Below are 12,610 nucleotides of genomic sequence, written 5' to 3'. Positions count from 1 at the left end.
TTAAAACAGCTACAGCAACGTGCGTACCCAAAGCCAACAGGCAACAGGCAATACGCAAGCGGGCTGAAGTTGTGATTCAAGGAGCAACAGTGATGAGCACACTCGATAACTTTCCACATTTTCCCTCTGAGGCTCCCAAGCTCACTGCGCGCCAGCAGCAAATTCTGGAATTGATCCAGAGCGCCATCGCGCGCACGGGCGCCCCGCCCACCCGTGCTGAAATCGCCGCTGAGCTTGGCTTTCGCTCTGCCAACGCCGCCGAGGAGCACTTGCAGGCACTGGCCCGCAAAGGCGTCATCGAGCTGGTCAGCGGGACCTCACGCGGCATACGTTTGCGCAATGACGCCCTTCGCAGCCTGAACGAATCCAGAATCAAACAGTTTTCCCTGCCGTTGCAAAGCCTGGCCCAACTCGCCCTACCTCTGGTGGGGCGGGTTGCTGCTGGCAGCCCGATTCTCGCGCAGGAACATGTCGAGCAAACCTATTATTTTGAAAGCAGCCTGTTTCAGCGCCAGCCCGACTACCTGCTCAAGGTTCGCGGCATGAGCATGCGGGACGCAGGCATCATGGATGGCGACCTGCTGGCCGTCAAGCAATCAAAGGAAGCCAAGAATGGTCAAATTGTCGTGGCCCGGCTGGGTGATGAAGTGACCGTCAAGCGCTTTCGCCGCAACAAGCACCTGATCGAACTTCTGCCCGAAAACCCGGACTTTAAAACCATTGTGGTCGAGCCCGGCGAGCCTTTCGAACTGGAAGGCCTGGCCGTCGGCCTCATTCGCAACACGATGCTGATGTAGGCAGTTCACCTGGCCACGCACCAGGTGGCGGGCGTTTGGCCGTTGTGATGGCCAACACCCTGGTGCCGGGGCCTTCCTGGCAATTTGCCAGTTTGCAATCCTGCCTGTGTAAACCTCTCTCATACAGGAGTTCATCATGGGAATCATCAGTTTTTCACATACACCAATGTCGTCAGTCCTGCTGGCACCCGTGCAGGCATTGGTGTCATTGTTTTTGCCGGCGCAGGGTATGGCTGGGGCAAGCCGTTTTTCCGCGCCAGCCGGCGCGCAGCCCAGATCTCACCAGCTTGCGCTACCCTTTGCTTCCGGCGATTTCGCGGCAATGCGCGGCCCGTCTGCCCGCGCCACTGGTACTCTTGCCGTCCAACGCTCTGTCAAGGCGTCCCGACCCAGCCGGCTGCGAGTTGTCCGTGAGTTTGACTCCAATGTCGGCCCAGCGTGCGCTGGCCGCATGGTGATATCCGGCCGCATGGCCGACGTCTGCGCGGAACTTGAGCGCATGAGCCAGCGAGAAACCTCTTTGAGATAACTGGTACGGCAAGCTTCCCACCAGAAGTTCAGCCCGGGCCTATGCGCTTTGCGGCGCCGTCTGGTGCGTTTCCTTGAGATACAAAATCCCCAGTCGGAAGTGACCCCGGCGGCAAGGAAGAAAAATCTTGCAGGCACAATATCGGCATGAATATTGTGATCCTCGACGACTATCAGGACGCGGTGCGGAAACTGAACTGCGCAGCCAAGCTGGAGGCCTACCCCGCCAAGGTCTATACCAACACCGTTAAAGGCATCGGCCAGCTGTCCGTCCGCCTCAAGGATGCCGATGTCATCGTCCTGATCCGGGAGAGAACCCAGCTCAACCGGCAAGTTATTGAAAAGCTGCCCAAACTCAAGCTGATTGCCCAGACAGGCCGTGTCGGAAGCCATATAGATGTCGCGGCTTGCACAGAACGCGGCATCGCGGTTGCCGAGGGCATTGGGTCTCCTACGGCACCCGCGGAGCTGACCTGGGCACTGGTGATGACCGCCATGCGCCGCATTCCGCACTATGTAGCCCACTTGAAGCATGGCGCCTGGCAGCAGGCAGGGCTCAAGTCAGCTTCGATGCCACCCAACTTCGGCATTGGCTCCGTCCTCAAGGGCAAGACATTGGGGGTATGGAGCTACGGGAAGATCGGGCAAATTGTGGCTGGCTACGGGAGGGCCTTCGGTATGCGTGTCGTCATTTGGGGCCGCGACGCATCACTGGAGCGGGCACAGGCCGATGGCTTTGAAGTCGCGGCCAGCAAAGCCGAATTCTTTGAGCAAAGCGATGTACTGAGCCTTCACCTGCGACTCAACGCAGAGACACGCGGTATCGTCACGCTGGAAGACCTGTCGCGCATGAAAACCACGTCCCTGCTGGTGAATACATCAAGGGCGGAGCTGATCGAGCCGGAAGCATTGATCGCCTCCCTCAATCGCGGGCGGCCCGGCCTGGCGGCCATCGATGTTTTTGAGTCGGAGCCCATCCTGCAAGGCCATGCGCTGCTCCGCCTGGAAAACTGCATTTGCACGCCGCATATTGGCTATGTTGAACAGGACAGCTATGAGTTGTACTTTGGCGCGGCGTTTGACAACGTCGTCAACTTCATCAAGGGCACGCCCACCAATATCGTCAACCCGGGGGCCTTGCAAGTACGGCGCTGATGTGACACGCCCAGCCTGATCAAGTGCGCGTAAACCCGGGATTCCCGGCGAGCCAGGCTCAAACTTCGCTCAAGTTTTCTGCGTCGGCCCCGAAGAATCCGGAAAGTCGAGGTCAAACTCGATGAGATTGTTGGCAGCGGCTTGCGGCGGCCGCGCACCAGCGTCGATCGATGGAAACGGGACCAGGTCCCCGCCCTCACCTGCACTCAAATCAATATCAAGGCCAAGCCGGGGGGAAGCGGGAGGCTGCGTCGGGTCGGTTGCACCTGCCACGGCAGGAGACGGCAAAGGCGCCACGATCTGGAACCGGGCTGACAGTGGCTGGATGCTGGTGGGTCCAAAGCCTGCAACGCTTGGGAGCGTATCCGGCATGGTCGGAATCGACGGTGCGTCCGATGGTTTTACCGGTGCTTCGGCGTCGCCGGGCGGCCGGCTAACAATCCTTTTTGCGATCGAGTGGAGGAGCAACAGCTCGCGGTAGGCGGCCAGGCTGAAGACCTCTCCCCGCGAATCCGGTTTGCGGAATATGGACTCTTCAAGTACGTCGAGTACCTTGGGCGTTGGCCAGAGGGCCTCAATCCGCGAGAGGGCCTCCGTGTAATACTCAAGATCGTGCGTATTCGCCGCGTATTCGTCGAATGCCGGCACCTTGGCATTGAACATCTTGTTGAAGTCTGTGCGCAACGCGTCGTAATCCTCCCGGCGTCCCAAGCTGTGATAGAGGTCAAACAGGTCGAGATAGACGAGCGCGCTTGTTTCCACGTTGTCCATGATGTGGTGGCGCAGAACATCTACAGCCTTGTCGGGCCGGCCGAGCGACAGGAAAAAATCGGCCTGTTGCTGCACATCAAACAGCTCTTCGGCATTCACAATCCGCGGCATGCTGCTGATACCGCTCAGGCTAGGCAGAAATTCCGAGGGGAATCTGGATTCGGCAACCCTTGGGCGCGCCACGGCGCTTGAAGCCGGCGTATTTTTCGGCGCCTCGAAAAATGGTTCGCTGGGATCGAAATCAACCAGCGAATCGGGCATAGGCCCGGCGCTCACCGATTCAGCTTCTGAGGCCCTGCGCAAGAAGACCTTCCCGGTGTTACCCGTACCTTCAGTCACATAAGGCGCGCTGTCTTCGGCAAACCCTTTGCCCCACCATGATCCCCGGCTGACACGGCTTTGCTGTCGGCTACGTATCCATAGTGCCAGGATCGCAAGAAGGGAGGCGACCAGCAAGGCGTAAAGGGCGTATACGAGCCAGTTGTTATAGCGTTCACCGCGCGCCTGCTCAAGCTGGCCGCGCATTTCCATCACGGCTTTTTCGGTTTTCTGGCTTCGCGCGAGCATGCCGGCAACATCGGCTTCCAGGGATTTCAGGCGCTGGCTGTCGCGCACCATGTCTTGCGGCTGTGCATTAAGCGCCTGCCACAGTGCGGCGGCGGCAGCGCGCTGCTGGGCGTCTGTTGAGGGCTCCGTCAGCAGCTCCGGCGAAGACCGGAGCACAGGGTCGCGCTCGGCCGCCAGATCAATGGGGTCAAGTTTCAGGCGAGAACGGAGCTTGCCCGCCGGCTCGGATGCGGACTTGCCAGCCCCGCGAACAGCAGGCGTTGCCTGCAGCAACCCAACTGAGGTAGCCGATCGCAATTCACTGCCTCCGGCAGGCGGGACTTTTCCGGACCTCGCTCTTGGGGCTTTTCCCGGGCTGGAGGGCGCGGAGCCTGCCTGTGCCTTTGTGGCGTTGCCGCCGGCGCCAACAACACCAGGCATCTGCGCCACCAGAGGGGCAGTCGCCACGGCTTCTCCGCCGACAACGGGAATCGGGCTGGTGTTTTCTCCGGCCACTTCCGCCAGCAGCACGTACTTGCGCGTGTTTTTCTGCAGACATCCTTCACGCACATAGAGTGTCACCACCGGCTCGTCGACGCCTGAGCTGGTGCGGATGCGGATCAGTGCCTCACCGGAAGCGCCTTGCGACGTGACAACGCGTACCTTGTCCTGGGCAACCTGGCTGTCGCCAAAAAACACATCTGCCGCCACACAGACTGCAGACAGCCCTTCCGTGCCGTCCAGGTGCGCCGACAGAGTGACATCAAGGGGGCGTCCGACAAGGGTGGCGCCGCGCATGCGCCCCAGCGACAAGGCCATGCTGTGGACGGCAACGCCCATCAGCAGAACGCCAAGGAGATATTTGACAGGCTTCTTGGCAAGTTTCATGGGGTGGGCAATTTTGACACGGTACCCTGCCAAATACGGTCAGCCATAATTCAGGCATGGAAGTAAATTACGCGAATGTGGGAATAGTTGGCACCGGCGCCATGGGGCGCGGCATTGCGCAGATCGCCGTGCAGGCCGGCAGCATCGTCAGGCTGATGGACGCGCAGGCAGGCGCCGCGGAAAAAGCGCGCGAAGCCATCTGCGCCCAATGGGACAAGCTCGTTGAAAAAGGCCGCATCGACGCAGCCGCGGCAGCCGGGCACAAAGACCGGCTTGTGCTGGCCTCCACTCTCACTGACCTGGCGGCCTGCGACCTCATCATCGAAGCCATCGTGGAGCGGCTGGAGGTCAAGAAAGCCCTGTTCGCCGAACTCGAGACACTGGTACCTGTGCACACCGTTCTGGCCAGCAATACCTCCTCGCTGTCTGTAACGGCCATCGCCGCAGACCTGAAGCACCCCGACCGCCTGGCCGGTTACCATTTCTTCAACCCCGTTCCGCTGATGAAAGTGGTGGAGATCATCGCCGGCCTGAAGACCATCCCCTCTGTATGCGAAGGCTTGAGCCAATACGCCCGGCAAATGGGCCACACACCCGTGCAGGCGCAAGATACGCCCGGCTTCATCGTCAACCACGCCGGCCGGGGCTACGGCACCGAAGCGCTGCGCATCGTCAGCGAAGGCATCGCCGATTTCGCCACCATAGACCGCATCCTGCGCGACCAGGCCGGCTTCAAGCTGGGCCCTTTCGAGCTGATGGACCTCACCGGGCTCGACGTCTCCCATCCCGTGATGGAGTCGATCTACCACCAGTACTACGAAGAAGCCCGCTACCGTCCCAATGTGATCACGGCGCAGCGCCTGGCCGGCGGCGTGCTGGGCCGCAAGACCGGAGAAGGCTTTTATCGCTACACCGACGGCGCCATGCAGGTGCCGCCCGAGCCTGCCGTCCCTGATGTGACCGAACTCCCGCCGGTGTGGGTGTCGCCGCGTGCTGCACGCCGCTCGGAGCTGTTGCAACTGCTCAAAAACCTGGGCGCCAAAATCGAAACCGGCGCCTCCGCATCACCACAGGCCCTGATGCTGGTGGCCCCTTTGGGCTTTGACATCACCACCGTCGCCGTTGTCGAACGGCTGGACCCGGCCCGCACTGTGGGTATCGACATGCTGATCGACGACGCAGCCACCAAGCGGCGCGTGCTGGCGACCAACCCGGCCACCCGCACCGACATGCGCGACGCCGCGCACGCCCTCTTCGCCCGCGACGGCAAGGCCGTCAGCGTGATCCGCGACAGTGGCGGTTTTGTCACCCAGCGCGTCGTAGCCACCATCGTCAACATCGCCAGCGACATCTGCCAGCAAGGCATTTGCAGCCCGAAGGACCTGGAAACCGCCGTCACGCTGGGCCTGGGTTATCCGTTGGGGCCGCTGGCCATGGGCGATCGCTATGGCCCCACCAATGTGCTGGAAGTCCTGTTCAATATGCAAACCGTGTATGGCGACCAACGTTACCGCCCTTCCCCCTGGCTACGGCGGCGCGGCGCCATCGGCCTTAGCCTGTTACACCAGGAGGAATAGCACCCCCTTCGGATGCTCACTTCGTGTAGCACCTCCCCCCCTCGAGGGGGCGGCGCCTGCGGCCTGGCGAAGCCAGTTCCGCGGCCCCCACTGGCAAGGGGATCTGTACGGGGACTTGGTCCCTGCCTATTTCTTATTTCGATGCATTGGAAAAACTAGCATGGCAGGCGCAATCAAAGGTACGAGCGAGGGTCAGACCCTTATCCTGACGATCAGCAACCCCGAGTTCAAGAACGCGCTCGGCCCCGACATTTACGCCGCGGGCATTGAGGCACTGAATGCCGCTGAAAACAACCCCGACATCCGCAGCGTGGTGATCACCGGCGAAGGTGCCATGTTTTGCGCCGGGGGCAACCTGCAGCGCCTGGAGGCCAACCGCCGCGAGGCGCCGGAGGTGCAAGCCCAGAGCATTGAAGGCCTGCACAACTGGATCGACTCGATCCGGACTTATCCCAAGCCGGTGATCGCCGCCGTGGAAGGTGCTGCCGCCGGTGCAGGTTTTTCACTGGTGCTGGCCTGCGATTTCGTCGTTGCAGCGGACAACGCTGTGTTCGTGATGTCTTACAGCACCGTGGCACTCTCGCCCGACGGCGGCGGCAGCTGGGTCCTGGCGCGTGCCTTGCCGCGTGCGCTGGCCAGCGAATTGCTGATGGCCGGCGAACGCATAGGCGCGCGCCGGCTCCATGATTTTGGCTTGGTGAACCGCGTTGCGGCCCCGGGCGAGGCCTTGGCCCAAGCGCTTGAACTGGCCGACAATCTGAATGCACGCGCACCCAACGCGCTGGCCAGCATCAAGGAACTCATCAACGACGCAGCCGGCAGCACGCTGACCGAGCAGCTCACCCGCGAACGTGATCACTTCGTGCGCAACCTGCACGACGCCAACGCGGGTGAAGGCATAGACGCCTTCCTGAACAAGCGCACGCCGCACTACCGCTAGGCGGCAGGCAGCCGGTCGCGGGCTGCCCAACCGACAATCCAGGCCTACGGCCGGGCGACACCCATGCGACAGCCCGCTGGCGCCGGGCGGGTCCCTCAAGCGACAATGGACGTCTTGTTAGTCACTCAAAAGACAGCCCATGGACGATCCCATTCTTACGATAGAGGAACGAGAGGCCATCAACAACGGCCGCTGGTTTTCATCCCTGTCCCCATCACTGAGGCACGACATACTTCGATGCGCCTACGTCAAACGCTACAAAGACGGCGAACTCATCAGCGCCCGCGGCGATGTGCCGGAAGAATGGATCTCCTGCGCGCGGGGTGCCATCCGTGTCAGTTCGACCTCGATTTCGGGCAAGCAGGTCACGCTGACCTATGTGGAGCCGGGCCTCTGGGTCGGCGATGTGGCGATCTTCGACGGCGAGCGGCGCACCCACGACTCCTATGCCCATGGCGAAACCACGCTGCTGTGCGTCTCGCGCGCCGACCTGCGCAAGATTCTGAGCCAGCATGTCGAGCTGTACGAAGCCCTGCTGCGCCTGCATGCGCGGCGCATACGGCAGCTCTTCGGCCTGGTGGAAGACCTCAACACCCTGCCCTTGCGGGCAAGGCTGGCCAAGCAGCTGCTGCACCTGGTGCGCAGCTACGGTGTGCCCAGCCTGGCGGACAGCGGCGAGGTGCGAATCGGCCTGCAGCTGGCGCAGGAGGAATTGGCACAACTGCTGGGCGCCTCGCGCCAGCGCGTCAACCAGGAGCTCAAATCCATGGAGCGCGAAGAAGCCATCCGGATCGAGCCGGGAGGCTTGGTGGTGCGCAACCGCGCAACCCTGATGCGCATCTCTGAAGCTGAAATTGACAAATAAACAGAGACAACACGTTTGAGCATGAGCAATTTCGATCACTTTGTCGGTACACGGGCTGTTTCGGGTGGGCACGCTTTTGATCTCGAAGCCCTTGCCGCTTATCTCGACAAGCACCTGCCTGGCTTCCAGGGCCCGCTGACCGCGGAAATCTTCAAAGGCGGCCAGTCCAATCCGACCTACAAGCTGATCACGCCCACCGCTTCTTATGTGATGCGCGCCAAGCCGGGACCGGTGGCCAAATTGCTGCCGTCGGCCCATGCGGTGGAACGCGAATTCAAGGTCATGCAGGGGCTGCAGGGTACCGACGTGCCGGTGCCCAGGATGTATTGCCTCTGCGAAGACGAATCCGTGATCGGCCGCGCTTTCTATGTGATGGAGTTCGTCGAGGGCCGCGTGCTGTGGGACCAGTCACTTCCCGGCATGACCAACGCCCAGCGCGGCGAGATCTACAACGAGATGAACCGCGTGGTCGCCGCACTGCACAAGGTGAAGTTTGCCGAGCGAGGCCTGGCCGACTACGGCAAGCCCGGCAACTACTTTGAACGCCAGATCGGCCGCTGGAGCAAGCAGTACGCCGCATCCATCACCCAGCCTATCGCCGAGATGGACAGCCTGATGCAGTGGCTGCCGGCCAACATCCCGGCCAGTGCGCGCGACGACAGCATGGTGTCCGTCGTGCATGGCGACTTCCGGCTGGACAACCTGCTCTTTCACCCCACCGAGCCACGCGTGCTGGCGGTGCTTGACTGGGAGCTCTCCACCCTGGGCCATCCACTGGCCGACTTCAGCTACCACTGCATGGCCTGGCACATCCCGCCGGGCGCTTTCCGCGGCATTGGTGGGCTCGATGTCGTCAGCCTGGGCATTCCCACCGAATCCGACTACATACGCCTTTACTGCGAGCGCACCGGGCTGGCCACGCCCGAGGCGCTCAAGGCCGACTGGAACTTCTACATGGCCTACAACCTGTTTCGCATCGCGGCCATTCTGCAAGGCATTGCCAAGCGCGTCGAGGCCGGCACGGCCTCCAGCGCCCAGGCCGTCAGCTCGGCCGCCGGCGCGCCGCTGCTGGCGAAGATGGCATGGGGCTTTGCCCTGAAAAGCCAGGGCTGAACGACCGCTGCCTCACCACAACATCGCCTCACATCTTTCTGGAGATTTCATGGACTTCAACTACACCCCAAAAGTACAGGAACTGCGGGCGCGCCTGCTCAAGTTCATGGACGAGCATGTTTACCCCAATGAGGCCCGCTTTTTCCGCGAAATCGCCGAGAACCGTGCCAAGGGCAATGCCTGGATCCCGACCAGGCTGGTCGAGGAGCTCAAACCCAAGGCGCGTGCCGCCGGCCTGTGGAACCTGTTCTTGCCGCACTCGCCGCGCGCGCCTGAAGGTTTGTCCAACCTCGAATACGCGCCGCTGTGCGAAATCATGGGCCGCGTGCCTTTCGCGGCCGAGGTGTTCAATTGCTCGGCGCCCGACACCGGCAACATGGAAACCATCGCCCGCTACGGCTCCGAAGCCAACAAGGACCAGTGGCTGGATCCGCTGCTCAAGGGCGAGATCCGTTCTGCCTTCCTGATGACCGAGCCCGAGGTCGCCTCGTCTGATGCGACCAACATCCAGTGCCGTATCGAACGCGACGGCGACAACTACGTCCTCAACGGCCTCAAGTGGTGGTCATCCGGCGCGGGCGATCCGCGCTGTGCCATCTACATCGTCATGGGCAAAACCAACCCCGACGCCGGCCGCCACGAGCAACAATCCATGATCCTGGTGCCCGCCAACACGCCCGGCATCGAGGTCATCCGCCCTCTGTCGGTATTCGGCTATGACGACGCCCCGCACGGCCACATGGAAGTGCGACTGACCAATGTGCGCGTGCCCGCCGCCAATTTGATGCTGGGCGAAGGCCGTGGTTTCGAAATTGCCCAGGGGCGCCTTGGCCCCGGACGCATCCACCACTGCATGCGCAGCATCGGCATCGCCGAGCGTGCGCTGGAGTTGATGTGCAAACGCCTCAATACCCGCGTCGCCTTCGGCAAGCCCATCGCCAGCCAGTCGGTCTGGCACGAACGCATCGCCGAGGCCCGCTGCATGATCGAGCAGGCCCGCCTGCTGACGCTCAAAGCCGCCTACATGATGGACACCGTTGGGAACAAGGTTGCAAAGGCCGAGATCGCGATGATCAAGGTGGTGGCGCCCAACATGGCCTGCCAGATCATCGACTGGGCCATCCAGGCCCACGGCGGCGGCGGTGTGTCGGACGACTTCCCGCTGGCCTATGCCTACGCCAGCCAGCGCACCCTGCGCCTGGCCGACGGCCCGGACGAGGTGCATCGAGCTTCTCTGGCCAAGCTTGAGCTGGCCAAGCACTTGCTGATGCCCGGCGAAGTCGAGATGCCCATCACGCGTGGCGGCTGATACACCCAAATTTTGCTATTAAATCAATAGCTACTCGCGCTCACCCCATACGGCTAAAGTGCCAATTTCACCCTGAAAATGGCAATGCGATCAGAGCGTGATGTCGTTGGACAGGCCTGCAATGGCCGATTCGCAGGCGCTCGTGAAGATCTGGGCCGCATGTTCCAGCGTCGGCATGTCGGCGGGGGTGTATTGCATGCGCAGGTAAGCCTTGCCGCGCAGAATCATCAGGATAAAAGGCACTTGCGCATCTGGTGATGGCTCCGGCCAGTTCATCAGCAAGTCGACCAGGTGGGTGTCCAGCCAGGCCTGCGCATGCACACGCTGGTCTGCCATGACTGCGTAGCGCTGCCAGAACGGCTTGGGCAGGCTTTCCCAACCTACTTCCGAATACATGGCCAGCCAGCGCACCTCTTCCGGCATGCTCAGGTCTGCGGTGGTCTGCAGGGTGTCGGTATAGGCCTGGTAAGCACGTTTTTCAAGTGAATCCTTCAGTGCCCGGTTCATGACCAGCACCGTGACGTCGTCGTTGACCTTGATCTCACCGCGGGCGCGGAGTTCTTCGCCGCGGATGTAGTCGCGCGAGGCCCGGCCACGCTCCATCTTCCAGGGTTTGCCACTCACGGAACCTTTCAGGGCGAAACCCTTGCCTTCCCCCAGGCCGGTATAAGAAAAGCCGCGGGTACCGGCCCACTCGGACACGGCATCGTCAGAGGCGCCGGCGTCGCCCGCATCCCCCTTACCCCCGACAAAGACTTTCTTCAACCGCTCAAACATGGTTTTGGCTTTTCTCTTAAAGTGCAGCAACCTCATGTTAGTCCAAGGAAGCGCCAATGATCAATGTTTACTCCTGGCCCACACCGAACGGCCACAAGGTCCACATCATGCTGGAAGAATGCGGGCTGCAGCTGGATCGGGACTGGCGGGCGATTCCAGTCAACATCGGCACCGGCGACCAGTTCAAACCCGAATTTCTGGCTATCAGCCCGAATAACAAGATTCCTGCGCTCGTTGACCCGGTCGGCCCCGACGGCAAGCCGATCCCGGTGTTTGAATCCGGCGCCATCCTGCTGTACCTTGCCGCAAAAACCGGCCAGTTTTTGCCAAAAAGCGACCGCCTCAAATTCCAGGTGCTGCAGTGGCTGATGTTCCAGATGGGCGGCGTCGGCCCCATGATCGGGCAAACCCACCATTTCCGGCAGTACGCGCCGGAGAAAATCGACTACGCCATCAACCGCTACACGAATGAAACGAAGCGGCTTTACGGCGTGATGGACAAGCAGCTTTCCACCCACAAGTTCATCGCCTGCGATGAATACACCATCGCCGACATCGCCATCTTCCCCTGGCTGCGCAATTGGCAAAACCACGGCATCGACTGGGCCGATTACCCGCACCTTAAAAAATGGTTTGACCTGATCAGCGACCGCCCCGCTGTACAACGCGGCGTCAAAGTGCTGGCCGATCTGCGCAGACCCATCACCGACGACAAGGCGCGGGAAATTCTGTTTGGCAAGACGCAGTACGAAAAGCGTTGAGCTCAGGCTCGTAGCCGGCGCCTTGCCAGTGCACTGCCCCGCTTTGGGACCGGCCGATAGCAAGCGTAGCGAGGGGTACCGCAGCGTTGTTCCCGATTTGGGATCAGATCGCGTAACGAGAACGCGTCAGCAAGTCCGAGCCGCACCGGAAGAACCGGAACGTACTTCAGGTACGTGAGGATAAAAGCGCATCGGGCTGAAGCCCAGACAAGAAAATCGACCGATAGCAAGCGTAGCGAGGGCCCGTCAGCAAAGCCAAACCGTACCGCAGCGACCGGAACGTACCTCCGGGTACGTGAGGATCGCGAGGAACGTATTGGCTTTGATCACGGGTCCGCAGTAGCTTGAAGCGGTCGATTGGCCTGCCCGGAGGGGATCGAACCCCCGACCCTCAGCTTAGAAGGCTGATGCTCTATCCAACTGAGCTACGGGCAGTCTGTATGTGTGTCAGCGCGGCGGAGCCGCAAACGTGCGAACTGCAGGATTCAGTTCGTCGCGAATCATACCTTCAAACGCCTGCCGGATACCCCGGGCAACAGGGTCGGACATGTCCGGCACGCGGTGATTCGGACTCAGTGGTTTG

Annotated in this window: 11 protein-coding genes and 1 tRNA gene; 9 read left to right on the top strand and 3 right to left on the bottom strand. The window is 61.5% G+C overall.

Annotated elements, in window-relative coordinates:
* The first annotated feature begins 92 nt into the window (after positions 1-92).
* From lexA to ACXJKE_RS11785, 3 genes are all read left to right on the top strand, one after another.
* Positions 93-797: a transcriptional repressor LexA gene (gene lexA / locus ACXJKE_RS11795; protein ID WP_457280989.1), complete on the top strand. Its 705-nt coding sequence runs from the start codon at positions 93-95 to the stop codon at positions 795-797.
* A gap of 136 nt (positions 798-933) precedes the next feature.
* The gene (locus tag ACXJKE_RS11790) at positions 934-1,326 is read left to right on the top strand and encodes a hypothetical protein (protein WP_457280755.1); all 393 of its coding nucleotides are present in this window, start codon (positions 934-936) and stop codon (positions 1,324-1,326) included.
* A gap of 146 nt (positions 1,327-1,472) precedes the next feature.
* Complete coding sequence (locus ACXJKE_RS11785; protein WP_457280754.1) at positions 1,473-2,480, top strand: D-2-hydroxyacid dehydrogenase family protein; 1,008 nt, start codon at positions 1,473-1,475, stop codon at positions 2,478-2,480.
* Positions 2,481-2,549: 69 nt separating this feature from the next.
* Here ACXJKE_RS11785 and ACXJKE_RS11780 read toward each other — a convergent pair whose 3' ends face one another.
* Positions 2,550-4,685, bottom strand: coding sequence for a type IV pilus assembly protein FimV (locus tag ACXJKE_RS11780; RefSeq protein WP_457280753.1), 2,136 nt, complete (start codon positions 4,683-4,685; stop codon positions 2,550-2,552).
* Positions 4,686-4,741: 56 nt separating this feature from the next.
* Here ACXJKE_RS11780 and ACXJKE_RS11775 point away from each other — a divergent pair, with 56 nt between their 5' ends.
* The 5 genes from ACXJKE_RS11775 (at position 4,742) to ACXJKE_RS11755 (ending at position 10,489) form a co-directional block, all read left to right on the top strand.
* Complete coding sequence (locus ACXJKE_RS11775) at positions 4,742-6,262, top strand: 3-hydroxyacyl-CoA dehydrogenase (RefSeq protein WP_457280752.1); 1,521 nt, start codon at positions 4,742-4,744, stop codon at positions 6,260-6,262.
* Between the two features lie 160 nt (positions 6,263-6,422).
* Positions 6,423-7,202, top strand: a complete 780-nt coding sequence (locus tag ACXJKE_RS11770; RefSeq protein ID WP_457280751.1) for an oxepin-CoA hydrolase, alternative type — start codon at positions 6,423-6,425, stop codon at positions 7,200-7,202.
* Between the two features lie 139 nt (positions 7,203-7,341).
* Positions 7,342-8,067: a Crp/Fnr family transcriptional regulator gene (locus ACXJKE_RS11765; protein WP_457280750.1), complete on the top strand. Its 726-nt coding sequence runs from the start codon at positions 7,342-7,344 to the stop codon at positions 8,065-8,067.
* Positions 8,068-8,088: 21 nt separating this feature from the next.
* Entirely contained in the window at positions 8,089-9,180 is a 1,092-nt protein-coding gene (locus ACXJKE_RS11760; protein WP_457280749.1) for a phosphotransferase, read from the top strand.
* A gap of 49 nt (positions 9,181-9,229) precedes the next feature.
* Complete coding sequence (locus tag ACXJKE_RS11755) at positions 9,230-10,489, top strand: acyl-CoA dehydrogenase family protein (RefSeq protein WP_457280748.1); 1,260 nt, start codon at positions 9,230-9,232, stop codon at positions 10,487-10,489.
* A gap of 90 nt (positions 10,490-10,579) precedes the next feature.
* Here the strand turns inward: ACXJKE_RS11755 and ACXJKE_RS11750 are convergent, their stop codons facing one another.
* Positions 10,580-11,266: a hypothetical protein gene (locus ACXJKE_RS11750; protein ID WP_457280747.1), complete on the bottom strand. Its 687-nt coding sequence runs from the start codon at positions 11,264-11,266 to the stop codon at positions 10,580-10,582.
* A 56-nt stretch (positions 11,267-11,322) separates the two neighbouring features.
* Here ACXJKE_RS11750 and ACXJKE_RS11745 point away from each other — a divergent pair, with 56 nt between their 5' ends.
* Positions 11,323-12,027: a glutathione binding-like protein gene (locus ACXJKE_RS11745; RefSeq protein WP_457280746.1), complete on the top strand. Its 705-nt coding sequence runs from the start codon at positions 11,323-11,325 to the stop codon at positions 12,025-12,027.
* A 358-nt stretch (positions 12,028-12,385) separates the two neighbouring features.
* Here ACXJKE_RS11745 and ACXJKE_RS11740 read toward each other — a convergent pair.
* Positions 12,386-12,462, bottom strand: a tRNA-Arg gene (locus ACXJKE_RS11740).
* Positions 12,463-12,610 lie beyond the last annotated feature (148 nt).

Source organism: Polaromonas sp. P5_D5, from assembly GCF_054049435.1.
The sequence above is the reverse complement of the archived record's forward strand: the minus strand, read 5'-3'. Positions and strand labels throughout refer to the sequence as shown.